The sequence below is a fragment of the Streptomyces sp. NPDC043812 genome (genome assembly GCF_056436245.1).
On record NZ_JBWKCY010000015.1, the window covers coordinates 108,010 to 133,733 of the forward strand.

Genomic DNA, 25,724 nt, shown 5'->3' on the forward strand with positions numbered 1-25,724 from the left:
GAGGAACGGCACGGCGCGTGGCGTCCACCGGCCCAACCGCGAGGCCCGGACGTCTCGGCATCCGGATCGGTCGAGCCGGATGCACCGTCGGCAGGTCCTCGGACTTGTCGGATACGGCAAAGCGCACCGAATCACACCGTTGCGGGACAGTTCCGGATTCCCACCGGATTCCCCTGCGGCGACAGCGAGATGAGCATACATGTGGGGGGCGCGCCTTGCGTCACCCCCCACATGTTGTGTCGCGGGCCGGCCTACAGGTCCAGCGCGTACGTCAGCAGGGTGAAGCCGGGCAGCGGCTCCCAGTCCCGTTCGGGGGTGCGGACGAAGCCCAGGCGCCCGTAGAGCCGGTGTGCCGCATGCATCACCTCGTCCGTCGACAGCACGAGCCGCACGCACCCCGGGACCTCCCGTGCCCGGTCGATGCACCGGCGCACCAGAGCCTCGCCGGTGCCCCGGCCGCGTCCCCGCTCGGCGACGACCAGCATCCGGAACTCGGCCTCTCCGGGCCCGGCGATGTTCGCCCACGGCCCGCCTCCGGGGACGAACGCGACGCCACCGAGGAGGGTGTCCGCCGCGTCGACGGCGACGTACACCTCCGATGCGGCTGCCCGTCCGGCGACATCGCGCAGAGCGGGCAGATACGGGTCGTCGGCACCGTAGGCCAGCAGTCCGTCGTCCACATACGTCCGCGCCGTGAGCTCGCCGAGTTCCTCGTACTGCTCGGGTTCGATTCTCCTGATGGTGATGTCCATGCCCGGCAGTGTGCAGCAGAGCACGGCGAAGGGCCGCTGCATTTCCCGGACGGGAAACGCAGCGGCCCTCGGTGTGCGGTGGGTCAGTGACCGCCGGGGGAACCCGCCGTGGCCGGCGGGAGCTCGACCTTGACACCCGGGTCGCCCGCGTCCGCCGTGTAGTCGGACGGGCTCGTCTCGTCGACGCCGTCGGGGGCGTTGACCGCCCGCAGGACGAAGGTGAGGACGACCGTGACGACGACGTTCAGCACGAAGGCGGTGAGACCGATGTAGCCGATCTCGCCGATGCTGGGGATCTCCTTCAACGAGCCGCCGAAGTGCTTCTGCGTCGGGCTCGCGACACCGTACGCGGCGACCGTGCCGTAGATCATGCCGACCGCCCAGCCCGCCAGCAGCGCCCAGCGGTGGAACCAGCGCGTGAACAGACCGCCGACCAGCGCCGGGAAGGTCTGCAGGATCCAGATGCCGCCCAGCAGCTGGAAGTTGATGGCCACGGTCTTGTCCATGGTGAGGACGAAGACCAGCGCGCCCACCTTCACCAGCAGCGAGACGAGCTTGGAGACCTTGGTCTCCTGCGCCGGGGTCGCGTCGGGCTTCAGGAAGTCCTTGTAGATGTTCCTGGTGAACAGGTTGGCCGCGGCGATGGACATGATGGCCGCAGGCACCAGTGCGCCGATGCCGATCGCCGCGAAGGCCACGCCCGCGAACCAGTCCGGGAACATGTTCTCGAACAGCTGCGGGATCGCCAGCTGGCCGTTGGTCACGTTCACGCCTGCGGCGATCGCCATGAAGCCGAGCAGCGCCAGCAGACCCAGCATCAGGGAGTAGAGCGGCAGGATGGTGGTGTTGCGGCGGATCACCTCGCGGCTGCGCGAGGAGAGCGTCGCCGTGATCGAGTGCGGGTACATGAACAGCGCCAGCGCCGAGCCGAGCGCCAGCGTGGCGTAGCCCCACTGGCCGAGGTCACCGGGCACCAGCGCGCCGACCGGCTTGTCCGTCGCCGGGTTGATCTTCTCGAACTTGTCGCCCGCCGCCGCGAAGATCGCGTCGAACCCGCCCAGCTTGATGGGGATGTAGATGATCGCCACCGCGATGACGATGTAGATCAGCGTGTCCTTGACGAAGGCGATCAGCGCAGGCGCGCGCAGGCCGGAGGAGTACGTGTAGGCCGCGAGCACACCGAAGGCGATCAGCAGCGGCAGGTCCTTCACGAACCAGTTGGTGGTCTCGCCGCCGCCGACGCCCATGACGTCGAGCACGGCCTGGATGCCGACCAGCTGGAGCGCGATGTACGGCATCGTGGCGAGGATGCCGGTGACGGCGACCGCGAGGGACAGGCTCTTGGAGCCGAAGCGTCCGCGGACGAAGTCCGAGGTGGTGACGTATCCGTGCTTGTGCGACACCGACCACAGCCGCGGCAGGAAGGTGAAGATGAGCGGATAGACGAGGATCGTGTACGGCACGGCGAAGAAGCCGGCCGCTCCCGCCGCGTAGATGGCCGCCGGGACCGCGACGAAGGTGTAAGCGGTGTAGAGGTCGCCGCCGAGCAGGAACCAGGTCACCCAGGTGCCGAACGAGCGGCCGCCCAGGCCCCATTCGTCGAGGCTGTTCTCGTTGTCCGCCTTGCGCCAGCGCGCGGCGAGGAAGCCCATGACCGTGACGGCCAGGAAGAAGAAGATGAAGACGCCGAGTGCGACGCCGTTCACGTCGTTGTTCATCGGGACGCACCCCCCTTGCGGGCGCGCTGGTCACGCCGCCACAGCACGTAGGCCAGCATCGTGAGCACTGTCGAGATGAACACCCACGCCATCTGGTACCAGTAGAAGAACGGCATGCCGATAAATGTCGGGTCGACCTTCGCGTAGGAGTCGACCCAGAGCATCGCCACGAAGGGTGCGAAGAGACAGAGGGCGATGATGACGCGCACCGGTGTGATGACCGGTTGTTTCGCTTCGGGCGCTTCCGGCGCTTCTGGCGCCTCGGGCACTGCGGACATGCGGCTCCGTCCCCTCACTGGACACCTGTGTAATGCGCAGGAAATCTAGGCGAGTCGTTCGAGCCTCGTCACCCCCCGTCCGCATATCGGTACGGCAACGACTTCACGCCGGGGTGGGCAAAACGTGCCATGGCGCCGCAACGGGTTGCGGCGCCATGGCGATTGGGGATCGAGTTCAGCCGTTCGGGCGCTGGAGCCTCGCCACGCTGCGAGTCTCCGGGGGCAACCCCCGGACCCCCGGCCGGGCTCCGGTGCGGGCCGGTTGCTCAGCCGTTCGGGCGCTGGAGCCTCGCCACGCTGCGAGTCTCCGGGGGCAACCCCCGGACCGCCGGCCGGGCTCCGGTGCGGGCCGGTTGCTCAGCCGTTCGGGCGCTGGAGCCTCGCCACGAACTTGTACCGGTCGCCGCGGTACACCGAGCGCACCCACTCCACCGGTTCGCCCTGCGCATCCAGTGAGTGGCGCGACAGCATCAGCATCGGCAGGCCCACGTCGGTCCCCAGCAGGCCCGCCTCGCGGGGCGTGGCCAGTGAGGTCTCGATCGTCTCCTCGGCCTCCGCCAGGTGGACGTCGTACACCTCTGCGAGGGCGGTGTAGAGCGAGGTGTACTTGACGAGCGAGCGGCGCAGCGCGGGGAAGCGCTTGGCGGAGAGGTGCGTGGTCTCGATCGCCATGGGCTCGCCGCTGGCAAGCCGGAGCCGCTCGATGCGCAGCACGCGGCCGCCGGCCGAGATGTCGAGCAGCCCGGCGAGCGTGTCGTCGGCTGTGACGTAACCGATGTCCAGCAACTGGGACGTGGGCTCCAGGCCCTGTGCCCGCATGTCCTCGGTGTACGAGGTGAGCTGCAGCGCCTGCGACACCTTCGGCTTGGCGACGAACGTGCCCTTGCCCTGGATGCGCTCCAGCCGGCCCTCGACGACCAGCTCCTGCAGTGCCTGGCGCACGGTGGTGCGCGAGGTGTCGAACTCGGCCGCCAGCGTGCGCTCCGGCGGCACCGGGGTGCCGGGCGGCAGGGTCTCCGTCATGTCGAGCAAGTGACGCTTGAGCCGGTAGTACTTGGGCACGCGTGCGGTGCGGGTGCCTGCCCCGCCCTCGGCCTCGGTGCCGCCCCCGTCCGTGGTCATGGCCCGCCTTCCCGACTGCTGCGCTCCTGCCGTCACCGGCTCCTCCGTCTGTAGCGGCTCACATGGTGGCACGGACCGCTCAAGGGTCGTCGCCCTCCCTCAGGTGTCGGTCCGATAACGGACGCGACTGCCCTTCTTATACACCCTTGACACCCCTAAAGGTCTAGGCCAAGCTCCCGGTACTGGTCTAAACCATTAAAGATCAGGTCCCAGCCCCAGGGCAGAATCTGGCGCACGTCCGTCAAGTGCTGCGCGACTCCCGGGTGGTGGGGGGGTAACTCTTGCATCCCTTGAGGAGGGTGGCGTGAAGCGCAAGCTCATTTCAGCGGTGGGTGTGGCGGCCATGATGGTCTCGGTCGCAGCGTGCGGCTCGGACGGCGGCAGCGAATCGGCGAAGAACCCGAAGGATCGCAAGGAGACGCTGACCGTCTGGCTGATGGTCGACGCCCAGTCGACGTGGCCCGAGCTGGTCAAGGACGTCAACGCCCAGTTCAACGCCAAGTACCCGGGTGTCAAGGTCAACGTCCAGTACCAGCAGTGGGCCGACAAGGCCAAGAAGCTGGACACCGCCCTGGGCGGCGACAAGTTCCCCGACGTCGTGGAGCTCGGCAACACCGAGACCATGCAGTACATCCTCAACGGGGCGCTCGCCGAGATCGACCCCAAGAAGTACGACAACTCCGACACCTGGATCCAGGGCCTCAAGGACACGTGCAGCTACGAGGGCAAGCAGTTCTGCGTGCCTTACTACGCGGGTGCCCGTGTCGCCATCTACAACACCGAGATGCTCAAGAAGGGCGCGGGCATCGACAAGCTGCCCGAGACCGAGACCGAGCTCCTTTCGGCCATGGACAAGGTCTCGGCCGAGTACAGCAAGAAGGACAAGCGCTTCTCGTCCCTCTACCTGCCCGGCCGCTACTGGTACGCCGCCATGTCGTACGTCGCCGCGTACGGCGGCAAGATCGCCGAGTACGACGAGGGCGCCAAGGAGTGGAAGGCCTCCCTGTCCTCGCCCGAGGCGCAGAAGGGCATCCAGCACTTCATCGACCTGGTCAAGAAGTACAACAAGGCCGACCAGACCAAGGACGAGCAGGATCACGCCAATGTGATGGCCAACGAGAAGGCGGCCCTTCTCTACGGCAACGGCTGGGAGTCCGGCTCCGTCATCGACGGCAAGAACAACGGCAACCCGAAGCTCGAGGGCAAGATCCTCACGGCCGGCATGCCCGGCCCGAACGGCAAGGCGCTGCCGTCCTTCATCGGTGGTTCCGACCTGGCCGTGGTCAGCAAGTCGAAGGTCACGGACCTCGGCGAAGAGTGGATCTCGATGTTCACCAGCGAGAAGTCGCAGACGGTCCTCGCCTCCAAGAACATCCTCCCGAACAACACCAAGCAGCTGGAGCCGCTGAAGGCCAAGCCGGAGACCGCGCCGATCGCCAACGCGGTGCCGGACGCGTGGTTCACCCCGATCGCCCCGGGCTGGACCTCGATCGAGAAGGAGGAGGTCCTGGAGAACATGCTCCTGGCCATCCTCAAGGGTGACTCCGTGGAGAAGGCCGCCAAGGCGGCCGACGAGAAGATCAACGAGCTGATCAACAAGGAGTCCTGAGCCCTTGGGCCTCCCAGCGCCCCGCCGGAGGCTCGCCAGGCTTGCCAGGCGGTGGCGGGGGCCCGCATCACGCGGCCCCCGCCCCGCCCTTTTCGGTGCAGAAGAACAAACGGAAGGTCAGCCACGTGACTGCCGCCGACACCAAGGCCGCCGGTCCGCCGGTACCCGTACCACGTGCCCCGGAAGGCACGGGCGACCGGCCCGTGCCTCGCAAGGGGGGCCCCGATTCCCGTCACCAGCAGCGGAAGAAGGGTGCGTTCCTTCCCTATCTGCTGGTCCTCCCCGCGATCGTCGCGATCGCCGCGGTCTACGCCTTCCCGTTGACGAAGACAGTGATCATGTCCTTCCAGGACATGGGCCGCAGAGAGCTCTGGACGGGCGAGTCGCCGCCGTGGGTCGGCTTCGACCAGTTCACCGGCATCCTCGGTGACAGCGAATTCTGGTCCGTCACCGGCCGCACCGTGGTGTTCATGGTCGTCTGCGTGGGCCTGACGATGGCTCTGGGCCTGCTGACAGCGCTGCTGATGGCGCGGCTGACGACCTGGGTGCGACTGGTCCTCACCGCGGCACTCGTCGCCGCGTGGTCGATGCCGCTTATGGTCGCCGCGTCCATCTTCCGCTGGCTTTCCGACTCCGACTACGGCCTCATCAACACCCTGATAGCCGAGGTCGTGGGCGAGGACTTCCTCGGGCACAACTGGTTCCTCGACCCGAAGCAGGGCTTCGCCATCATCGCCCTGCTCGTCATCTGGGGCGCCATCCCGTTCGTCGTGATCACGCTGTACGCCGCTCTCACGCAGGTGCCCAAGGAGCTTGAGGAGGCCGCGGCCCTCGACGGTGCGAGCGCGCCCGGCGTGTTCCGCTTCGTCACCTGGCCGGTCATCCGCCCCGTGTTCACCATGGTGGCCACGCTCTCGGTGATCTGGGACTTCAACGTCTTCGGCCAGATCTGGCTGCTGCGCGGCAACAAGCCGGAGCCGGACTACGAAACCCTCGGTCTCTACTCCTTCTCCAAGGCGTTCGAGTCCACGTCGTTCAGCCAGGGCACCGCCATTGCCCTGATCACCGTCGTCCTGCTGTCCGGTGTGGCCGTGTACTACCTGCGTCAGCTGATGAAGACAGGAGAGGTCGAATGAGCACCTCCACCGCTCCCTCGCCCGCCGGCTCGCGGCAGGTCCTGCGGCGGGACCGCAGAAGGACGCGCTGGCACTACGACGTTCTCGGCCTCGTGGTCGCCGTCGTCATGGCGTTCCCCGTCTACTGGCTCGTCGTCAGCGCCGTGCGGCCCAACCACGAGATCCGCTCGTACGACCAGACGCTGTGGCCCTCGTCGTTCACGTTCGACAACTTCGCGCGCGCCGTGAAGCAGGAGAACTTCGCCACGGCGATCCAGTCGAGTCTCATCGTCTCGATCACCGCCGTCCTCGGCGGCATGATCATCGCGACGCTGGCCGCCCTCGCCATCGGCCGGTTCCGCTTCTTCGGCCGCAAGGCGCTGCTGATGGTGCTGATCCTGGTCCAGATGCTGCCCCCGACGGCGATGCTCATCCCGATCTACGCGCAGCTCAACGCCATCGGCGGCCTCGACGAGTACTGGGGCCTGATCGTCGTCTACCTGGTGTCCACCCTGCCCTTCGCGGTCGTCATGATCCGCGGCTTCGTCGTGAACATCCCGGTGGAGCTGGAGGAGTCGGCGATGGTGGACGGCTGCACGCGGATGGCCGCCTTCCGCCGCGTCGTCTTCCCGCTGCTCGCGCCCGGTCTCGCGGCCGCCTCGATCTTTGCTCTGGTCAACGCCTGGAACGAATACCTCTTCGCGTACATCCTGATCAACGACAACTCCAAGTACACGCTCAACGTCTGGCTGATGACCTTCACCACCGAGCGCGGGACGGACTATGGCGCGCTGATGGCGGCCTCGACGCTCATCGCACTTCCCGTCGTCGTCTTCTTCATGATCATCCAGAAGAAGATGGCCGCGGGCCTCACCTCGGGCGCAGTGAAGGGATAACGCCGCCTCATGACGACTCTCGTACGGGGATCATCCGACACCCTCACCCGCGACGCCCTCACCGTCCTCCAGCCGGGCTTCATCGGCACCACCGCGCCGGACTGGCTGCTGCGGCAGATCGGCGAAGGGCTCTCCGCCGTAGGCCTCTTCGGCCGCAACATCGCCACGCCCGGCCAGCTCGCGGCGCTCACCGCACAGTTGCGAGCCGAGCGGGACGACGTCCTCGTCGCCATCGACGAGGAGGGCGGCGACGTCACCCGGCTCGAGGTGCGCGCCGGCTCCTCGTTCCCGGGCAACTACGCGCTCGGCTCGATCGACGACGTGGACCTCACCCGTGCGGTGGCCCATGAACTCGGTCGGCGGCTGGCCGCGTGCGGCGTGGACCTCAACTGGGCGCCGTCCGCGGACATCAACTCGAATCCGGACAACCCGGTCATCGGGGTGCGGTCCTTCGGTCCCGGCACACAGCTCGCCGCCCGGCACACGGTCGCCTACGTCGAGGGCATGCAGTCGGCCGGTGTCGCTGCCTGCACCAAGCACTTCCCCGGACACGGCGACACCAACGTCGACTCGCATCATGCGCTGCCCCGCATCGATGTGGATCTCGACACGTTGCACGCCCGTGAGCTGGTTCCTTTCCGCGCGGCCATCGCGGCGGGTTCCAAGGCGGTGATGAGTGCGCATATCCTGCTGCCCGCGCTCGACCCGAACCGTCCCGCGACCCTGAGCCCGCAGATCCTCACCGGCCTGCTGCGCGAAGAGCTGGGCTACCAGGGCCTGATCGTCACGGACGGCATGGAGATGCAGGCCATCTCGTCGACGTACGGCATCGAGCGCGGCTCGGTCCTCGCGATCGCCGCTGGAGCCGACGCGATCTGCGTCGGCGGCGGCCTCGCCGACGAGGAGACCGTACTGCGACTGCGCGACGCGCTCGTGAACGCGGTACGGGACGGCGACCTGCCCGAGGAGCGGCTGGCCGACGCAGCGGCGCGAGTGCGCGCCCTCGCCGACTGGACGCGACGGGCCAGGGGGGCTGCAGCAGAGCCGGGCGCGGCGTCGCAGGAGGGGACCGCGCCCGGCTCCGACATCGGCCTGGTCGCCGCCCGGCGCGCGGTCAGCGTCACGTCGGGGGAGCAGGTCCACGAACCGCTCACCGAGGCCGCTTACGTAGCCGCCCTCACTCCGGTCGCCAACATCGCCGTCGGGGACGAGACCCCGTGGGGCGTGGCCGCCGAACTGGCCGTGCTGCTGCCCGGCACCACCACCGGCACCTACACCGGCGAGAAGGCTCCGACGGCCGTGGCGGCAGACGTGCTGGCGGCTGCCGGGGACCGTAGGATCGTCGCTGTGGTGCGTGACGTCCACCGCCATCCCTGGATGGCGGCGGCCCTGGACGCCCTGCTCGTGACCCGTCCCGACGCGGTCGTGGTCGAGATGGGTGTCAACCGGGCCGAGCCGAGGGGCGCTCTGCACATCGCGACCCACGGCGCCGCCCGTGTCTGCGGACGCGCCGCCGCCGAGGTCATCGCCGGCAAAGGTGCCGGAGCCTGACCGACCGAAGCAGACCGTGCAGTGCCGGGTGAGCACCGGGAAGCCCCGTGCGCCCGGCACCTGGACCGCCCTCTGGGAGGCACCCGGCATGTCCGCCACGATTTCGGCCGAGCACGACGAGCACCCGGGCCGGATCATGTCCGGCGAGATGGCACAGCAGCCCGCTGTCCTGCGACGCATCCTCGAAGAGGGTGCGCCGCGGATCCGCGAGGTGGCCGCCGCGATCTCGGCCCGCGCACCGCGCTTCGTCCTGCTGACCGCGCGCGGCACCTCCGACAACGCGGCGCTGTACGCGAAGTACCTGCTGGAGATCCGGCTCGGCCTGCCGTGCGGGCTGACCTCGATGTCCACCACGACCGCGTACGGTGCCCGGCCCGACCTCACCGACGTGCTGGTCGTCACCGTCAGCCAGTCCGGGGGCTCACCGGACCTGGTGGCGTCGACCAAGGCGGCACGGGAGGCGGGCGCGATCACCCTCGCGGTGACCAACAACCCGGACTCGCCGCTGGCGGCGGTCTCCGAGTTCCACATCGACATCATGGCCGGCCCCGAGAAGGCGCTGCCCGCCACCAAGACGTACACCGCCTCCCTGCTGGCCCTCTACTTGCTGGTGGAGGGCCTGGGCGGGGGTGACGGCGCGGCGGCAAAGGCCCTGCCGGAGCTCGCCGCGCACATCCTGGGCCGTCAGGACGAGGTCCGCGCCCTGGCCTCCCGCTACCGCTTCGCCGAGCGGATGGTCATCACCTCGCGCGGCTACGGCTACCCCACGGCGAAGGAGGCGGCCCTGAAGCTCATGGAGACGAGCTACATCCCGGCCCTCGCGTACTCCGGCGCCGACCTGCTGCACGGTCCGCTCGCCATGGTGGACAACATCTCCCCGGTCATCGCGGTCGTCACCAGCGGCAAGGGCGGTGAGGCCCTGCAACCGGTGCTCGACCGGCTGCGCGGCAGGGGCGCCGATCTGTTCGTGGTGGGCCCGGCACCGCAGGTCGAGGCGGCGTCGGCGGGCTTCGTGCTGCCCACCGAGGGCGTCCCGGAGGAACTGCAGCCGATCCTGGAGATCCTGCCGCTCCAGCTGATGGCCTACGAGGTGACCATCGCGCGCGGGCAGGACCCGGACGCGCCGCGAGCGCTGGCAAAGGTGACCGAGACGCGCTGACCGTACGGCAGGGGCCGTGATCGCGACGGGCGGGTGATGATGAGGGGCCCGCCCGTCGTCACGCCCGCGCGCGTTCCTGTGCCGGACGGGACATCCGCGCGGCGGAAAACGGCCCCGGAACCACCCGCGGGCCGCGGCGCCGCGACGGGACCCTCAACCCGTCCGGCACCGCAGCCCGGAGTTCTCGGCCGAAGGGTGTGCGGTCCCGGTCGGCCGTGGGAGGCCTCGGCGCAGTCAGGGCAGAGAGCGCCGGGGGCCTCGTTCCACCCTCCTGTGCGGGGAGGGCGGAGGTTCTTCGGTTCGTGGCTTCATTGTGGACTAGACCATTCGTGGCTGTCCATGTATCTGCAGAGTTTAGTTCCCGCGCCATACTTAAGCACGGGTGATCGGACGACCGGGTTCAGCCCGCAGGTACCCTCGCACACGTGCCCTCCATGAACGAACTCGTCCGCCAGCACACCGCTCTGAGTGAATCCGACCTCGAGTGGCTCCATCTGCTGGTCTCGGAGTGGCAGCTGCTCTCCGACCTCTCCTTCGCCGACCTCGTCCTGTGGGTCCCGACCCGCGACGGCACACGCTACGTCTCCGTCGCCCAGATGCGCCCCAACACCGGCCCCACCTCCTACCAGGACGACATGGTGGGCCATCTCGTTCCCCGCGGCCGCCGCCCGCTTCTCGACGCGGCGCTCGACGAGGGCCGGATCGTGCGCGAGGGTGACCCGGAATGGCGCGAGGAGGTGCCCGTACGGGTCGAGTCCATCCCCGTACGCCGTGAGGGCCGGGTCCTCGGCGTCATCGCCCGCAACACCAATCTGCTCACCGTGCGCACGCCCTCCCGCCTGGAGCTCACCTACCTCCAGTCCGCCTCCGACCTCGCCCAGATGATCGCGGCCGGCTCCTTCCCCTACCCGGGCGAGCAGGTGGAGATGGACGCGTCCCCACGCGTCGGTGACGGCCTCATCCGGCTCGACGCGGACGGCATCGTCCAGTACGCGAGCCCCAACGGACTCTCCGCCTATCACCGCCTCGGCCTCGCCTCCGATCTCGTGGGTCACCACCTCGGCCAGACCACCGACGAACTCGCCCCCTCCCGCGGCCCGGTCGACGAGGCCCTGGTCAAACTGGCCAGCGGCTATGCGCCCCGGGAGTTCGAGGTCGAGGGCAACGGCGGTGTGATCCAGCTGCGCGCCATCCCGCTCAAGCCCAAGGGCGTGCGGATCGGATCCCTGGTCCTGCTGCGCGACGTCACGGAACTGCGGCGCCGCGAGCGGGAGTTGATCACCAAGGACGCGACCATCCGGGAGATCCACCACCGGGTGAAGAACAACCTCCAGACCGTGGCGGCCCTGTTGCGCCTCCAGGCCCGCCGGATGGACTCGACGCGGGGCCGTGAGGCGCTCAACGAGGCCGTCCGGCGCGTCGGTTCGATTGCGATCGTGCACGAGACGCTGTCCCAGAATCTGGACGAGCGCGTCGAGTTCGACGAGATCGCGGACCGGGTGATCGCGATGGTCGCCGAGATCTCACCGGGAAAGGTCGAATGCCGACGCACCGGCCGCTTCGGCATCCTCGACGCCGAGATCGCCACGCCGCTGTCCATGGTGCTCACCGAGGTGCTGCAGAACGCTCTGGAGCACGCCTTCGGGCCGGCCGAGCACGGCTCGGTCGAGGTGTCCGCAGTCCGGGGCGACTCCCGTGCGGAGAAGACCCCCCGGCTGCTCATCACCGTCCAGGACAACGGCCGCGGGCTGCCCGCGGGCTTCGACGCGCAGCGCGCGGGGAACCTGGGCCTGCAGATCGTGCGGACCCTGGTGGAGGGGGAACTGGGCGGAAGCTTCGACATGCTTCCCGCATCCGAACCGGACCGCGGCACCCGAGTCGTCCTCGACATCCCCGTCCCGGACAAGCGATAGGGTCTGTCCCCGACAAGCGAAAGGGCGCGGCCGGCGGATCGGGCCCAGCGGCCGTCCCGGCGCCGCGCACAGCGAAGAGCCCCGGACCGTATGAATCGGTCCAGGGCTCGAAGCTCGTTGCTCGCGTGTGCGATGCGCATCGGGGGTACTGCGCGCTGCGGCTCGAAGGCGGTGAGTGCGTGCTCGCTGCACGCGCCGCCGGCTGAGGCTCGTAGCAGGGGGCGTCAGGCGCTGGCGTTACGCGCCCGGTTGCGAGCGGCACGGCGCTTCATCGCGCGGCGCTCGTCCTCGCTGAGGCCACCCCAGACGCCGGAGTCCTGGCCGGACTCGAGCGCCCACTGCAGGCACTGCTCCATGACGGGGCAGCGACGGCAGACGGCCTTGGCTTCCTCGATCTGCAGCAGCGCAGGACCAGTGTTGCCGATGGGGAAGAAGAGCTCGGGGTCTTCCTCGCGGCAAACGGCGTTGTGACGCCAGTCCATGGCTGCTACCTCTCCTTGGTATTACATGCAGGTTGCTTGTGAATGTGAACGCTTTCACGAATCCCCCCGCAAGGGAAGGGCCGACTGCCAGTTGCCCGGCGTTGGGTCCTGGGATTCATTGAAGGGGTTCCGGCGGTCTGTGGGGCCGATGTTGCGGGCCGTCCCGATCGCCATGTAGAGATTCGCAAACCTCGGCGGCGGATACAACCCCTTCCGGAAAGTTTTTTTTGATTCCTCGGTGTCGACTAGGTCACAGCCGTACTTCTATGGGGTGGAGGCTGGCCCATACGTTCGAGATAAAGGACTTTCGGTCCTTCCGCTCACACAATCACACGCAGTGCACGGCGTACGCCTGTGAACGTCACGCTGGTGCGCAGCCCGAGGTGGTCACCGTCCATCTGGAAGGGCAGCGGGACCTTTGAATGCAAGGTGAAGTCGGTCTGGTCGTGCAGCGTGAGGGCGTGCTTGCCGTGCGGGCCGCGCTCGGGGCTGGAGGTGAGCAGCTGGGTCGCGTAGCGGGCCACCGCGGGGGTCGACAGCTTCGACAGTCCGAGCACGTCGAGCGCCGTGTCGAAGGACGCCTTCGGGGACGCGTACACCGGGCGATTGCCCAGGTAGGTCCAGGGGGAGGTGTTGCAGACTATGGACAGCACGAGGTCCTGCACAGGCTCCGCGCCGGGGTGCTCCAGGGTGATCGTGCCGTGCCGGCGGTGCGGCTCGTCCAGGAACTGGCGCATGACCTGGCGGATGTAGAGGGCGTGGGTGGAGCGCCTGCCCCGTTCGCGTTGCTGTTCGACACGGCCGACGACTCCGGCGTCGAATCCGAACCCCGCGCAGAACGTGAACCAGCGCTGCGGGACGCCCTCGTCCTCGGTGCCCGGCGTGCCCGCCGCGAGCCCCAGGCCGACCGTGCGCTCGGTTCGGTCGCGCAAGGCGTCCAGGATGGCGCCGGTCGCTTCGACGGCGTCGTTCGGGAGTCCGAGCGCCCGGGCGAACACGTTCGTGGAGCCGCCCGGGACGACCGCGAGGCGGGGGAGGCGCTCCGGATCGGGGCCGTTGTGGAGCAGTCCGTTGACGACCTCGTTGACGGTGCCGTCGCCGCCGAGGGCGACGATCAGGTCGATGTCGTCCGAGTCCGCGGCCCGGCGGCCGAGGTCGCGGGCGTGCCCGCGGTACTCGGTCGAGATCGCTTCCAGCTTCATCTCGCTGGCGAGTGCGTGAATCAATACGTCACGTGTACGGGCACTGGTGGTGGTTGCTGCCGGATTGACCACGAGAAGTGCGCGCATGCCATGCAGCGTACCTACCGGGGGGTACCTGGCCCAGCCCCGGGTTTCCCGTGACGGCTACCCTGCAGGGGTGAGCAGCGACGACCCCACCCCCCGCCCCACCCGCCTGACGGCCGCGGCCGCGGTCTGTGCCGCCGAGGGGCTGGCGCTTGTCGCGGGCGGTGTCTACATGTTCGTGATGGGCCTGCTGGGCAGGCCCGACAGCCCGTCGCAGTCGGTGACGGGCGGCGTGACCCTGCTGGCGCTCGGCGCGATCCCGCTGCTGGCCGCGCGCGGGCTGCTGCGCCGGCGTGCCTGGAGCCGCGGCCCGGCGATCATCACCCAGCTGATCGCGCTGATTCCGGCGTGGACGCTGTTGCGCGCGTCCGGAGCGCTGATTCCGGCCGGCATCGCGCTGGCGGCGGTGGCGGTCGCGGGCCTGGTGCTGCTGGTGAACGCGGCGACGGCACAAGCGCTGGGGATCGGCGCGGGCCGGGACACGTAGGTCCCGGCCGAGCCTCTTTGCACCCCGCCCTCCCTGCAGGCGCCGGGCCGAGCGGGAGAACGCGGTGCGGGTTACTCCTCGACCAGGAGCTTCTCGCGCAGCTGCGCGAGCGTGCGCGCCAGCAGCCGGGAGACGTGCATCTGCGAGATGCCGACCTCCTGCGCGATCTGCGACTGGGTCATGTTGCCGAAGAAGCGCAGCAGCAGGATCCGCTTCTCCCGCGGCGGGAGATCCTCCAGCAGCGGCTTCAGCGACTCGCGGTACTCGACGCCCTCCAGCGCCTCGTCCTCCGCGCCCAGGGTGTCCGCGACCGCCGGGGACTCGTCGTCCGTGTCGGGGACGTCCAGGGACAGCGTGGAGTACGCGTTCGCGGACTCCAGGCCCTCCAGGACCTCCTCCTCCGAGATGCTCAGGCGCTCGGCCAGCTCGTGCACCGTCGGTGAGCGGCCGTGCTGCTGGGAGAGCTCCGCGGTCGCCGTGGTCAGGGCGAGCCGCAGCTCCTGCAGCCGGCGCGGCACCCGGACCGCCCAGCCCTTGTCGCGGAAGTGGCGCTTGATCTCGCCCACCACGGTCGGCGTCGCGTACGTCGAGAACTCGACACCGCGCTCCGGGTCGAACCGGTCCACCGACTTGATCAGACCGATCGTCGCGACCTGGGTGAGGTCGTCCAGCGGCTCCCCGCGGTTGCGGAAGCGCCGCGCCAGATGCTCCACGAGCGGCAGATGCATACGGACGAGCTGATTACGCAGCTCTGCACGCTCGGGCGACTGCTCGGGCAGCTTGCGCAGCTCGATGAACATCGCCCGCGCCCCGCTGCGGTCATGAGGGTCGTGCTGATGCTGCTGCTCGCTCATACGGTCCGCCTGCTCTGCCCGCGCCTGCTCCGCCGTGGCCCTCCGGCCCTCGGGCTCGTCCACCACCGGGTGCGGCCGCGCCTGCTGCTCCGGGATGCCGGCCGACGCGCTCAGCACCCTGGGGCCACGCTCCTCGTCCTCCCGCATCGGACCATCCCCGTTTCCGTTGATCACGCCGGCCCGGGTCCCGCGCCGCGCTGTTTGTACAGGCTGATGGAGACAGTACGGTCGTCGGCGACCGAGGAGTCGACCTTTCCGGCCAGTGCGGAGAGCACCGTCCAGGCGAAGGTGTCGCGCTCCGGTGCGCGCCCGTCGGTCGTGGGCGCCGAGACCGTCACCTCGAGGGAGTCGTCCACGAGCCGGAACACGCAGCTCAGCACCGACCCGGGAACGGCCTGTTGGAGCAGGATCGCGCACGCCTCGTCGACCGCGATCCGCAGATCCTCGATCTCGTCGAGGGTGAAGTCCAAGCGCGCTGCGAGGCCGGCCGTGGCCGTACGCAACACGGACAGGTAGGCACCCGCAGCCGGCAGCCGGACTTCCACGAAGTCCTGAGTCCCGGGCTCGCCTGCGATCTGGGACACCCTCACCTCCAAGGTGGCACAAGCTCTTTCTGGGCCACGGGCGAACGACCCGCGGCCATACGGCACGTAGTCGATTACGTAGCCGGTACTGGCCTGGCGACGCTATCGCGATCCATGGTTCCGTGTCGCCGTGACCCCCGAGCCGATAACTGTCACTCATGGTAAGCCTACGAGTACTCACAGTGGCTAGAGGTCTGCGCCGACCAATTGCGCGGAACCGGGGGATGGTTGACGTACCCAGGGCTCAGACGATCGAACCGTCCACAAAGCACCACCGCCACACCTGACCCGGCTCGAAGCTGCGCATCACCGCATGGGCGGTGTCCTGGAAGTGGGTGCTGGCATGCTTCAGTGGCGACGAGTCGCAGCAGCCCACATGCCCGCACACCAGGCAGATGCGCAGCTGGACGGGGTGGCCGCCGACCGCCAGGCACTCCGTGCAGGTCTGGCTCAGCGGCACCGGCTCGGGGCGCGGCAGTTCTCCTACATGCGGGCACTCGCTCATGATTGCCAGGTTACGACGCAGGTGACGGACGCGAGGTCGGTGTGATGGAAGCATTGTCACTGGTGGGGCTCATTGCCGTGAGTGCGGCGGTCGCGGGCGCCGCCCGCCGGACGCCGGTCCCGGCGCCTCTGATGCTCGTCGCGGCCGGGCTGATCGCCTCCTATCTGCCGGGCGTGCCCGACTACCACCTGGATCCGCACATCGTGCTGCCGCTGATCCTGCCGCCGCTGCTGCACACCGCGGCCCTGGACGCTTCGTACCTCGATCTGCGCGCAAACATCCGCCCGGTCGCGCTGCTGTCCGTCGGTTACGTCCTGTTCGCCACCCTGGTCGTCGGCTATCTCGCCTTTCTCTTCGTGCCCGATCTGCCGCTCACCGCGGCGCTCGTGCTCGGCGCCGTCGTCGCGCCGCCGGACGCCGTCGCCGCGACGGCCATCGCGCGCAGGCTGGGTCTGCCGACTCGTATCACCACGATCCTCCAGGGTGAATCCCTGGTGAACGACGCGACGGCGATCACCGCGTACAAGGTGGCGCTGGCCGCCGCGATCGGCGAGGGCGCGAGCTGGAGCGGCGGCCTGTGGGAGTTCGCGCTGGCCTCGCTCGGCGGGATCGGGGTCGGGCTGGTCCTGATGATCCCCATCCACTGGCTGCGCACGCATCTGAAGGAAGCGCTCCTGCAGAACACGCTGTCGCTGCTGATCCCGTTCATCGCGTACGCGGCCGCCGAGGAGGTGCACGCTTCCGGCGTGCTCGCCGTGGTCGTCGTCGCGCTCTATCTGGGCCACCACTCCTCGCAGGTCGACTTCGCGACGCGGCTGCAGGAGGAGGCGGTCTGGAGAGTGGTCGCGTTCGTCCTGGAGTCCGCGGTGTTCGCCCTGATCGGACTCCAGCTGGCGATCGTGGTGGAGGGCCTCGGCGCGTACGGGGTCGGCGAGGCGCTCTGGTACGCGGTGGGAGTCTTCGTGACCGTCGTCGCCGTCCGGTTCCTGTGGGTCTATCCGGCGACCTTCCTGCCGCGCTTCCTGTCGAAGAGGATCAGGAAGCGGGAGCCGGACACCACCTGGAAGGCACCGCTGATCGTCGGCTGGGCCGGCATGCGGGGTGTGGTCTCGCTGGCGATCGCGTTCTCCATCCCGCTGACCATGTCCGACGGCGAGCCGTTCCCTGCCCGCAATCTGGTCCTCTTCCTCACGTTCACCACCGTCATCGGCACCCTGGTGGTCCAGGGGCTGTCGCTGCCCGCACTGATCCGTGTGCTGAAACTGCCCGGACGCGACGTGTACGCCGAGACGCTGGCGGAGGCGCAGGCGCAGAGCGAGGCGTCCACCGCGGCCGAACAGCGCCTGGAGGAGTTGCTCTCGGACGAGCGCAACGCCCTGCCGCAGCCGCTGGCGGACCGGCTCCGTACGGTGCTGGAGCGGCGGCGCAACGCGGTGTGGGAGCGGCTCGGCGCGGTGAACGAGATCACCGGGGAGTCCGCGGACGACACCTACCGGCGGCTGGCCAGGGAGATGATCTCCGCGGAGCGGGACGTCTTCGTCGAGCTGCGCAACCGCCGGCTGATCGACGACGAGATGATGCGCACGCTGCTGCGCCGCCTGGACCTCGAGGAGGCGGCCGCCTATCGCGAGGAGGCCTGAGCCGAGCCGCCCCTGCTGCCCGTGATCACGGCGACGACCGTGCTGCCACGGGGGAAGGCGCCCTCGGCGGTCAGCGTGGTCAGTCCGTGAAGCGCTTTGGCGACATAGAGACGTTCGACGGCGAGTCCGTGCCGGTCCTCGAAGTCCTCGGCGAACGCATCGAGTTCGGGGGTCGTACGGGCGTATCCGCCACAGTGGAAGCGGTCGTCCAGCGACCAGTTCCCGGCCGGGCCGCCGAATGCGGCCTCCTGCAGGGCGCGCACCGTCCCGCCCAGGAAACCACCGCGCAGGACCGGGAAGCCGAGGGCGCGCTGCCCCTCGGTGAGTCCGGCGGCCAGACCGGCCAGAGTGCCGCCGGTGCCGCAGGCGACCGCGACGACACCCGCCCGCCCGCGCAGCTCGCGGCCCAGCTCCGTGCAGCCGTGTACGGCCGATGCGTTGCTGCCGCCCTCGGGGACTGTGTACACCTCGCGGGTCCCGGCGTCCCGCAGGATCCGCGCGAGGACGTCGGGGTCGTCCTTGGCTCGGTAGGTCGTGCGGTCCACGAAGAGCAGCCGCATCCCGTCCGCGGCGCACCGGCTCAGCGACGGGTTCAGCGGGCGGGTGGCCAGTTCGTCGCCCCGTACGACACCGATCGTGGGGAAGCCCAGCAGCCGGCCGGCCGCGGCCGTGGCGCGCAGATGGTTGGAGTACGCGCCGCCGAAGGTCAGCACCGTCCGGCCGTCGGCGGCGCGCAGGTTCGGGACCAGCTTGCGCCATTTGTTGCCCGGCAGATCGGGGTGGATCAGGTCGTCCCGCTTGAGCAGCAGCCGTACGCCGTGCCGGGCGAAACGCTCGTCGTCGACCGGCTGCAGCGGCGACGGCAGCCGGGGCCGCAGCGCGCTGGTCAGGTCGAGCGTTTCCCGGGTCACCCCCTCATTGTCGCCGGGTGTGCGAACCGATCCGGCCGCTGCCCAATGACGCATGATCCAGTCACACTCATTTGTGTAATGGCGCGATGACGCACTGTACTGAAAGGCTTTCCCCTGCAGGTCAGATCCGTGATCGAGAGGGAGTCACATGACGGTCGGTTCGGTTGGTTCCGTCGGCGAGGACGTCCGGGAGCAGTCGCCCCAGCAGAGTCTCGGCACCGCCGCCGCGCGGAATCTCGCGACCACCACCAAGTCCGCCCCGCAGATGCAGGAGATCACCTCGCGGTGGCTGCTGCGGATGCTGCCGTGGGTGCAGGTGCAGGGCGGTACGTACCGCGTGAACCGCCGGCTGAGCTACTCGGTCGGCGACGGGCGGGTGACCTTCGTCCAGACCGGCAACCAGGTGGCGGTCATCCCCGCCGAGCTCGGTGAGCTGCCGGCGCTGCGCGACTTCGGCGACGAGTCGGCGCTCACGGAGCTGGCGCAGCGGTGCGAGCAGCGGGAGTTCGCGCCGGGGGAGGTTCTGGCGGTCGGCGGTGACGCGGCGGACCGCGTCTACCTGCTGGCGCACGGCAGGGTCGAGCAGATCGGCGAGGGCCCCTACGGGGACGAGGCGGTGGTCGAAGTCCTCGCCGACGGCGCCTACTTCGGGGACCAGTCGCTCACCGACCGGGAGGCCGTCTGGCAGTACACCGCGCGGGCGGCCACTGCCTGCACCGTGCTGGTGCTCACCCGGGACGACGTGGTCAACCTCGCCGACCGCGCGGAGTCGCTGCGCATCCACCTGGCGGGTCTTGCGGCCCTGCCCGAGCAGCGTACGAACAAGTACGGCGAAGCGGCGATCGACCTGTCGGCGGGTCATGTCGGCGAAGCCCTCGTCCCGCACACCTACGTCGACTACGACGGCGCGCCCCGCGAGTACGAACTGAGCGTCGCGCAGACCGTGCTGAAGGTGCACAGTCGGGTCGCCGACCTCTACAACCAGCCGATGAACCAGACCGAGCAGCAGTTGCGGCTGACCGTCGAGGCCCTGCGCGAGCGCCAGGAGCACGAGCTGGTCAACAACCGCGAGTTCGGTCTGCTCAACAACTGCGACTACGGCCAGCGGCTGCAGCCCCACGACGGGGTGCCGAGCCCCGACGACATGGACGAACTGCTCTCGCGGCGCCGCGGGTCGAAGCTGTTCCTCGCCCATCCGCGGGCAATCTCCGCCTTCGGGCGCGAGTGCAACAAACGCGGTCTGGTGCCCGACAGCGTGGAGATCGGCAGCCATCACGTGCCGGCCTGGCGCGGTGTGCCGATCCTCCCGTGCAACAAGATCCCGATCTCGGACGCCCGGACGACATCCATCATCTGTATGCGTACGGGCGAGGCCGACCAGGGGGTGATCGGACTGCATCAGACCGGCATCCCGGACGAGATCGAGCCGAGTCTCTCGGTGCGCTTCATGGGCATCGACGAGCAGGCGATCATCTCGTACCTGGTCACCGCGTACTACTCCGCCGCCGTGCTGGTCCCCGACGCCCTCGGCGTCCTAGAGAACGTGGAGGTGAGCCGCTGGCGCTGATGGGAGGTGCGGGGGTGTGTCCTTCCTACGTCCCCGCACCGCGCTGCCCACCGTCCCCCGGGAAAGGACCGCCAGTTGACCATGCCGGAAACGGTCGAGGGCCGAGAGGCCGTCGTCCTGCTGGAGCGCTCCCGCGGCGCGGTCCAGCCGCATCTCCGTGCCGCGATCGACACTCTGCCCGGGGCGATGCGCCGGGTGGCGAGATACCACTTCGGCTGGGAGCAGGCCGACGGCAGCCGGCTGCCGGGGCGGGCGGAAAGGCCATCCGGCCCGCGCTCGTCCTGGCGGCGTGCGCGGCGCTTGGCGGCGACCCCCGCCGGGCGGTGCACGCCGCGACAGCCGTGGAGCTGGCGCACAACTTCACGCTGCTGCACGACGACGTCATCGACGAGGCCGCCACCCGCAGGCACCGGCCCACCGCATGGACGGTGTTCGGCACGGCGGACGCCATCGTCGTGGGTGACGCCATGTTCGCCCTGGCGCTGCGCCTGCTCGCCGAGGATCAGGATCCGTCCTCGGTCGCCGCCTCGGCACGGCTCACCGCCTGTGTCATCGAACTGTGCGCGGGGCAGCAGACGGACTGCGCCTTCGAGGAGCGCGCACCGGACGAGGTCACGCTGGAGGAGTGCCTCGGGATGGCGACGGCCAAGACGGGTGCGCTGCTGGGCTGCGCCTGTGCGCTGGGCGCGCTGTACGCCGGTGCCGACGACGAGGCGGTGGGTGCGATGGACGCGTTCGGGCGGGAGGCGGGCCTGGCGTTCCAGCTCATCGACGATCTGATCGGCATCTGGGGGGACCCGGAGCGTACGGGCAAGCCGGCCGGGGCCGATCTGGCCGCGCACAAGAAGTCCCTCCCGGTGGTGGCCGCGCTGGCGTCCGGCACTCCGGCCGGTGAGGAGCTGGCCGGGCTCTACCGGCGGCCGATGAGCCCCGCGGCGGTGGCGCGGGCAGCGTCGGCGGTCGACCGCGCCGGCGGGCGCGACTGGGCGCAGTTGCAGGCGGCGGACCGGATGTCGCGGGCGGTGGGGGAACTGTCCCGGGCGGTTCCGGATCTGGCGGCGGCCGGCGATCTGCTGGCACTGGCGGAGTTCGTCACACGACGGACGCGCTGACGTCCGGCGCCCGAGAGGCAGGCGGCAGCCAGAGCGCGGAATCTCTGCTTCCGTATCCCGGAGCAGAGAAGCCTTGCGTAACCACTACAGGTGAAGCACTATAGGCGGAGTGGTCGAGGGTCGGGTGAGGATGTGCCCGGCCGTCACTGCCGCCCTACTCCCCTGCAGAAGGATCAGGTTTGCGCAAGCTCGGCTACTTCATCGCCGCCTCCATCGACGGGTTCATCGGAGCCCCTGGCGGCGAGGCGGACTTCTTCACCCGGTTCGTGACCGGCGACTACCTCGCGTACATGCGCGACGAGGCGGCGGACACCCTGCCGACGGCTGCCCGCCGGGCCTTCGGTGTCGACGAAGCCCCCAACACCGAGTTCGACACGATCATCCAGGGCCGCGCCAGCTACGACCTGGCGCTGAAGTTCGGCATCACCAGTCCGTATGCGCACCTGCGCGAGTACGTGGCGTCGCGCAGCATCGCCACGTCGCCCGACCCGAATGTGCGGATCGTCTCCGGCGACGTCGCGGCCACCGTCCGCGACCTGAAACAGGAGGACGGTCTCGGTATCTACCTGTGCGGCGGCGCACAGCTCGCCGGCCAGCTGCTGGACGAGGTCGACGAGCTCGTCATCAAGACCTACCCGGTGGTGCTCGGCTCGGGCATGCCGATGTTCGCCGCCCCCTTCCGGATCTCCGAGTTCACGCTGCAGTCCATGCGGTCCTTCGACAACGGAGTGGTCGTGCGGACGTACGCCCGGACGAGCTGACCGCGTCGGCTCGCCTGTCCGGGCCGCCCATAGCGGCATATTCTGGCCACATGGGCAGCAAAGGAAATGAACGGCACGGCGCCGCCCGCCGTCCGCAGGAGGGTGCGTGTCCCGCTTGCGGTCGGCCCGTCGGCACGGTCATCAAGCGCCACAAGACATTGGGGGCGTTCGTCCCCACCTGGCACCCGGGGCCGTGCGACAACCCCGACTGCTCGCGGAGCGCCGGCACCGCAGGCGTCGAGGACAGCGCCACCGCGACGGCGAAGAGCGGTGCCGCGACTGCGAGGAGCGATGCCGACGAAGCCGCCAGGTCCGTCGCCGAGGGAGGCGACGCATCGGGCGAAGGGGTCAGCAGGGCATGAGACGCCCACAGCGCACTCCCGACAGCCCGTTGCAACGGCACCTGTTGCACGGCGGAGGCAGGGGTACCGCTACAGTCCGCGCATGTCATCGGAGTCGACTGAGGTCTGGGCGGGCTGGTTCCGCGACCGGACGGGCGCGGAAGCGGTCACCATAGCCGCGGCCGGCGGCCAATTGCGCACGCGCATCAGAGGTGTTGAGTACGGGGGTGCGACGTTCGCCGCCCTGCGGGCCGAGGCCGCCGGGGACGTGCTCTCCTCCTGCGTACTGGAATGGGACATGCCGCTGCCCGTCCGGGTGGACGGTGCAGTGCAGCGGGCGACGCTCAGCTGTCTTCTGACGCTGGGGGAGTCCGCGCAGAACGGTGCGGGCGTCGATCGCGCGGACCTCAATCTGACGCTGCACTGCGGTGGCACCGCGTACGAGGCGGGCGTCGGGGACGGCGATTTCGACGCGGCACTCGGCAGAATCCGCGGTCAGCTGCCCGACGGAGCCGAACTCGGGTACCGGGAACCGGCGGGGACCTGAGTCACCTCCGCAGTCCCGAGGTCAGCGCAGTCCGTCCCAGCCCCAGCGGGGGGTGGGACCCGGATCCCCGAGATCCGTACCGGCCGGATCGGCCGAGACGGCACGGGCGATCTTCGTCCCCCAGTCGAAGTACTCCACCACCCGGCGGCGCAGCAGTTCGTCGTCGGGCAGCTCCTTCGCCACCGCTTCCGTCATCAGCTCCATCCAGCGCAACCGCTGCTCCTCGGTGATACGCAGTCCGAGGTGGGCGCGGAGCAGGGACTGATGTCCGCCCAGTTCGTCGGTGAACCGGGCGGGTCCGTCGAAGATCTCGGCCAGCCATACGGCCACGTGCTCGATGTGCGTCGGGGTGAAATCGGCGAAGACCGGGGCGAGCAGCGGATCGGCCAGTACGCCCTCGTAGAAGGTGTTGCTCAGTCGTCGCAGCGCGTCGAGGCCGCCCACGGCCTCGTACAGAGTGCCGGAAGGCAAGTCCGGCCGGTTGCCCGTGTCGTTGCTCATGACCGCCAGCATGGCGCGGGCGGCTGCGGCGGGCCGGGATTTCCGCTCCTGGCGCAGGTAGCGGAGGGCGAAGGTCCGCCCCCTGGATGCGCGGGGGCGCCCCGCCGTGCACGGCGGGGCGCCCGATTCACCGCGGACCATGGGGGCGACCGCGGATCGTGCGGTCACTCGTGAGCTCAGGAGATGCGCGCCAGGGCGGCCGCGAGCCCGTTGGCCCACAGCTGGTTCACCCGGGAACGCTCCTGTGCGTCCGGGTACGCGTTCTGGCACGACGTGCCGGGGCCGCCGCCCGACATCAGCTCGCTGCACGGCCCGGAGTAGTGGTCCGGCAGACCGAGCACATGACCGGTCTCGTGGGCCGTGACGCGGGTCGAGTTGTACTGCTGGTTCTGCCGGTAGTCGAGGAAGATGTAGCCGCGTCCGTGGCCGTCGGTGCTCGCGTACGAGCCGCGCGGATCGTTGCCCTCGTGGTACGTGAAGTCGGCGCCCGAGCCCTCCACCAGTTGCACGTTGGAGACCGAGCCGTTCCAGATCTGGGTGCTGCTGGCTATCTGGCTGCGGAAGGACGGGGCGTTGCTCGCGTTGTAGACGACGGTCACGGCCTGGGCGCCGGGGTTGGCGGCACGCTTCTCCGTGACCGACTTCACCACCGCGTCGAAGAAGGCCTTGGTCGCCTTCGCGTCCTCGGCGGAGCCTTCGTAGGCGGCGTACGACGACGTGGCTGCTGCGGCCGCAGGGGAGTTGGCCGGGGAGGTGGCAGCTGCGGTCGCGGGAACGGCCAGCGCGGCGGCGAGGCCGAGGCCGATTGCGGCGGAGAGTAACGTTCTGGGATGACGCATGGGGGGCTCCTGCTCGTCCGGTTGACGAAATGCGGTAGGCCGAGTGTCGAGGAGCCCGCGCCCCGCCGGGATGATGTCAGGCGGCGATAGCGCGAGTGCATCACCCGGCCCGCGCGGACTGTCCCGATCCGCCCGGCGTGCACCGACTCGGGTGCCTGGTGTGACAGTTGGGGCGGCTCTACGCTCGAAGCCATGGAGCTCGAGGTGAGGCACCTGCGTGCGCTGTGCGCCATCGCCGACACCGGCAGCCTGCACAAAGCCGCCCGGCAGCTCGGCGTGAGCCAGCCCTCCCTGACCACGCAGCTGCGCCGTATCGAGAACTTCCTCGGCGCGCAGCTGTTCTCGCGCGAGCGCACCGGCTGTCGGCCCACCCCGCTTGGCCGTTCCGTGCTCAGCCGTGCCCGGCCGCTCGTCAACGGACTCGCCGTGCTCGTCGCCGAGACGAAGGCGGCCGCGGCCCGGGAGGGCGGCCCGCAGCTGCGCATCGGGTCGACGGCGAGCCGGGCCCTCCCCGGATGGCTGCGCAGGCTGCGGCAGCGGCTGCCGGGCACCGACCTCTCGCTCCATATGGATGTCTCGGCCAACGCGCTGCTGCGGATGGTCGCTTCCGGGCTGCTCGACGTCGCGTTCGTGCACGAGGTGGAGGGGTGTCCGTTACAGGTGCCCGAGGGCCTCGACAGGCGCGTACTCGTCGAGCGGGAGCCGCAGTTCGTCTCGATGGCACGCGACCATCCGGCGGCTGCCGCGCCCGTCGTCGAGCTGGCCGATCTCGCCGGTGACCGCTGGATGGTCGATCCGACGGTCGACGGTGAATGGGACGCGCTGCGCCGGGTGCTGGACGCGGCGGGCCTCAACCCGCCGGTGTTGCACGGTGATTACCACACGGCCGCGTCCCTGATAGCGGTCGGCGAGGCCGTGGCGCCCTGCCAGCCCACCTCCGGCCCTCGTGACGACATGGCGATCCGGCCCTTGCGCGGCGACCCCCTCGCCGTGCGACTGCTGCTGTTCTCTGGACACGGCCCGCGCGAGTTCCACGACGCGGTGTACGCGGACCTGGCGGCGGCCTACCGTGAGGCGGCGCTGCGGGCGGCGGCATACCGGCAGTGGCTGCTGCGCCACAAGAGCCCGCTGCTGCACGCGACCGGCCCGGCACCCGTCCCGGCGGCGTAGTCGACCACCACGGCACCGGCCGCC

The 25,724-nt window shown here is 69.6% G+C and carries 25 protein-coding genes, 1 pseudogene and 1 riboswitch; of the genes and pseudogenes, 14 read left to right on the forward strand and 12 right to left on the reverse strand.

Annotated elements, in window-relative coordinates:
• Nucleotides 1-72: 72 nt before the first annotated feature.
• Nucleotides 73-198, reverse strand: a riboswitch (cobalamin riboswitch).
• A gap of 53 nt (nucleotides 199-251) precedes the next feature.
• The 4 genes from AC067Z_RS22525 to AC067Z_RS22540 all read right to left on the reverse strand — a co-directional run bounded on the left by AC067Z_RS22525 (nucleotide 252) and on the right by AC067Z_RS22540 (nucleotide 3,870).
• A complete protein-coding gene (locus tag AC067Z_RS22525; RefSeq protein WP_478791363.1) occupies nucleotides 252-752 on the reverse strand; it encodes a GNAT family N-acetyltransferase in 501 nt (166 codons plus the stop codon).
• Between the two features lie 83 nt (nucleotides 753-835).
• On the reverse strand, nucleotides 836-2,470 hold the full coding sequence (gene mctP, locus AC067Z_RS22530) for a monocarboxylate uptake permease MctP (RefSeq protein WP_478791364.1): 1,635 nt from the start codon (nucleotides 2,468-2,470) through the stop codon (nucleotides 836-838).
• Complete coding sequence (locus tag AC067Z_RS22535) at nucleotides 2,467-2,748, reverse strand: DUF3311 domain-containing protein (protein ID WP_478791365.1); 282 nt, start codon at nucleotides 2,746-2,748, stop codon at nucleotides 2,467-2,469. Before AC067Z_RS22535 ends, mctP begins: the two co-directional genes overlap by 4 nt.
• A 357-nt stretch (nucleotides 2,749-3,105) precedes the next feature.
• On the reverse strand, nucleotides 3,106-3,870 hold the full coding sequence (locus tag AC067Z_RS22540; RefSeq protein ID WP_478791366.1) for a GntR family transcriptional regulator: 765 nt from the start codon (nucleotides 3,868-3,870) through the stop codon (nucleotides 3,106-3,108).
• Between the two features lie 304 nt (nucleotides 3,871-4,174).
• Here AC067Z_RS22540 and AC067Z_RS22545 point away from each other — a divergent pair, with 304 nt between their 5' ends.
• The 6 genes from AC067Z_RS22545 to AC067Z_RS22570 all read left to right on the forward strand — a co-directional run bounded on the left by AC067Z_RS22545 (nucleotide 4,175) and on the right by AC067Z_RS22570 (nucleotide 12,113).
• On the forward strand, nucleotides 4,175-5,479 hold the full coding sequence (locus AC067Z_RS22545) for a sugar ABC transporter substrate-binding protein (RefSeq protein ID WP_478791367.1): 1,305 nt from the start codon (nucleotides 4,175-4,177) through the stop codon (nucleotides 5,477-5,479).
• 125 nt (nucleotides 5,480-5,604) lie between these two features.
• Nucleotides 5,605-6,615 (forward strand): carbohydrate ABC transporter permease, encoded by a 1,011-nt coding sequence (locus AC067Z_RS22550; RefSeq protein ID WP_478791368.1) that lies wholly within the window; start codon nucleotides 5,605-5,607, stop codon nucleotides 6,613-6,615.
• Nucleotides 6,612-7,490: a carbohydrate ABC transporter permease gene (locus AC067Z_RS22555; protein ID WP_478791369.1), complete on the forward strand. Its 879-nt coding sequence runs from the start codon at nucleotides 6,612-6,614 to the stop codon at nucleotides 7,488-7,490. The genes AC067Z_RS22550 and AC067Z_RS22555 overlap by 4 nt, the downstream gene beginning before the upstream one ends.
• A 9-nt stretch (nucleotides 7,491-7,499) precedes the next feature.
• A complete protein-coding gene (locus AC067Z_RS22560; protein WP_478791370.1) occupies nucleotides 7,500-9,041 on the forward strand; it encodes a glycoside hydrolase family 3 protein in 1,542 nt (513 codons plus the stop codon).
• Nucleotides 9,042-9,129: 88 nt separating this feature from the next.
• Entirely contained in the window at nucleotides 9,130-10,200 is a 1,071-nt protein-coding gene (locus AC067Z_RS22565; RefSeq protein WP_478791371.1) for an SIS domain-containing protein, read from the forward strand.
• Between the two features lie 425 nt (nucleotides 10,201-10,625).
• Complete coding sequence (locus AC067Z_RS22570; protein WP_478791372.1) at nucleotides 10,626-12,113, forward strand: histidine kinase N-terminal domain-containing protein; 1,488 nt, start codon at nucleotides 10,626-10,628, stop codon at nucleotides 12,111-12,113.
• Nucleotides 12,114-12,337: 224 nt separating this feature from the next.
• On the opposite strand, the gene AC067Z_RS22575 is transcribed toward AC067Z_RS22570, so the two are convergent.
• Both AC067Z_RS22575 and AC067Z_RS22580 read right to left on the reverse strand, forming a co-directional pair.
• A complete protein-coding gene (locus AC067Z_RS22575; protein WP_003953983.1) occupies nucleotides 12,338-12,595 on the reverse strand; it encodes a WhiB family transcriptional regulator in 258 nt (85 codons plus the stop codon).
• Nucleotides 12,596-12,915: 320 nt separating this feature from the next.
• Complete coding sequence (locus AC067Z_RS22580; RefSeq protein ID WP_478791373.1) at nucleotides 12,916-13,884, reverse strand: diacylglycerol/lipid kinase family protein; 969 nt, start codon at nucleotides 13,882-13,884, stop codon at nucleotides 12,916-12,918.
• Between the two features lie 70 nt (nucleotides 13,885-13,954).
• Here AC067Z_RS22580 and AC067Z_RS22585 point away from each other — a divergent pair, with 70 nt between their 5' ends.
• On the forward strand, nucleotides 13,955-14,368 hold the full coding sequence (locus tag AC067Z_RS22585) for a hypothetical protein (protein WP_478791374.1): 414 nt from the start codon (nucleotides 13,955-13,957) through the stop codon (nucleotides 14,366-14,368).
• Nucleotides 14,369-14,439: 71 nt separating this feature from the next.
• Here the strand turns inward: AC067Z_RS22585 and AC067Z_RS22590 are convergent, their stop codons facing one another.
• The 3 genes from AC067Z_RS22590 to AC067Z_RS22600 form a co-directional block, all read right to left on the reverse strand.
• Nucleotides 14,440-15,396: an RNA polymerase sigma factor SigF gene (locus tag AC067Z_RS22590; RefSeq protein ID WP_478791375.1), complete on the reverse strand. Its 957-nt coding sequence runs from the start codon at nucleotides 15,394-15,396 to the stop codon at nucleotides 14,440-14,442.
• On the reverse strand, nucleotides 15,393-15,806 hold the full coding sequence (locus AC067Z_RS22595) for an ATP-binding protein (RefSeq protein WP_018845530.1): 414 nt from the start codon (nucleotides 15,804-15,806) through the stop codon (nucleotides 15,393-15,395). Before AC067Z_RS22595 ends, AC067Z_RS22590 begins: the two co-directional genes overlap by 4 nt.
• A gap of 244 nt (nucleotides 15,807-16,050) precedes the next feature.
• Entirely contained in the window at nucleotides 16,051-16,311 is a 261-nt protein-coding gene (locus AC067Z_RS22600; RefSeq protein WP_478791376.1) for a UBP-type zinc finger domain-containing protein, read from the reverse strand.
• Nucleotides 16,312-16,355: 44 nt separating this feature from the next.
• Between AC067Z_RS22600 and AC067Z_RS22605 the strand changes: the two genes are divergently transcribed.
• On the forward strand, nucleotides 16,356-17,951 hold the full coding sequence (locus AC067Z_RS22605) for a Na+/H+ antiporter (RefSeq protein WP_478791377.1): 1,596 nt from the start codon (nucleotides 16,356-16,358) through the stop codon (nucleotides 17,949-17,951).
• On the opposite strand, the gene AC067Z_RS22610 is transcribed toward AC067Z_RS22605, so the two are convergent.
• Nucleotides 17,933-18,862 carry a 1-aminocyclopropane-1-carboxylate deaminase/D-cysteine desulfhydrase gene (locus AC067Z_RS22610; RefSeq protein ID WP_478791378.1) on the reverse strand — a complete coding sequence of 310 codons (930 nt, stop codon included), beginning with the start codon at nucleotides 18,860-18,862 and terminating at the stop codon, nucleotides 17,933-17,935. The genes AC067Z_RS22605 and AC067Z_RS22610 overlap by 19 nt on opposite strands.
• A gap of 148 nt (nucleotides 18,863-19,010) precedes the next feature.
• Between AC067Z_RS22610 and AC067Z_RS22615 the strand changes: the two genes are divergently transcribed.
• The 5 genes and pseudogenes from AC067Z_RS22615 to AC067Z_RS22635 all read left to right on the forward strand — a co-directional run bounded on the left by AC067Z_RS22615 (nucleotide 19,011) and on the right by AC067Z_RS22635 (nucleotide 23,190).
• Nucleotides 19,011-20,429: a family 2B encapsulin nanocompartment shell protein gene (locus AC067Z_RS22615; protein WP_478791379.1), complete on the forward strand. Its 1,419-nt coding sequence runs from the start codon at nucleotides 19,011-19,013 to the stop codon at nucleotides 20,427-20,429.
• Between the two features lie 81 nt (nucleotides 20,430-20,510).
• Nucleotides 20,511-21,541 (forward strand): annotated as a pseudogene (locus AC067Z_RS22620) (family 2 encapsulin nanocompartment cargo protein polyprenyl transferase).
• Nucleotides 21,542-21,720: 179 nt separating this feature from the next.
• On the forward strand, nucleotides 21,721-22,302 hold the full coding sequence (locus AC067Z_RS22625) for a dihydrofolate reductase family protein (protein ID WP_478791380.1): 582 nt from the start codon (nucleotides 21,721-21,723) through the stop codon (nucleotides 22,300-22,302).
• A gap of 50 nt (nucleotides 22,303-22,352) precedes the next feature.
• Nucleotides 22,353-22,664 (forward strand): hypothetical protein, encoded by a 312-nt coding sequence (locus AC067Z_RS22630; protein ID WP_478791381.1) that lies wholly within the window; start codon nucleotides 22,353-22,355, stop codon nucleotides 22,662-22,664.
• An 82-nt stretch (nucleotides 22,665-22,746) separates the two neighbouring features.
• Nucleotides 22,747-23,190: a DUF6304 family protein gene (locus tag AC067Z_RS22635; protein WP_478791382.1), complete on the forward strand. Its 444-nt coding sequence runs from the start codon at nucleotides 22,747-22,749 to the stop codon at nucleotides 23,188-23,190.
• Between the two features lie 21 nt (nucleotides 23,191-23,211).
• On the opposite strand, the gene AC067Z_RS22640 is transcribed toward AC067Z_RS22635, so the two are convergent.
• A complete protein-coding gene (locus tag AC067Z_RS22640; protein ID WP_478791383.1) occupies nucleotides 23,212-23,691 on the reverse strand; it encodes a group II truncated hemoglobin in 480 nt (159 codons plus the stop codon).
• Between the two features lie 176 nt (nucleotides 23,692-23,867).
• Nucleotides 23,868-24,530, reverse strand: coding sequence for a snapalysin (gene snpA / locus AC067Z_RS22645; RefSeq protein ID WP_478791384.1), 663 nt, complete (start codon nucleotides 24,528-24,530; stop codon nucleotides 23,868-23,870).
• Between the two features lie 192 nt (nucleotides 24,531-24,722).
• On the opposite strand from snpA, the gene AC067Z_RS22650 reads away from it, so the two are divergent.
• Nucleotides 24,723-25,700 carry a LysR family transcriptional regulator gene (locus AC067Z_RS22650; RefSeq protein WP_478791385.1) on the forward strand — a complete coding sequence of 326 codons (978 nt, stop codon included), beginning with the start codon at nucleotides 24,723-24,725 and terminating at the stop codon, nucleotides 25,698-25,700.
• Nucleotides 25,701-25,724: the final 24 nt, after the last annotated feature.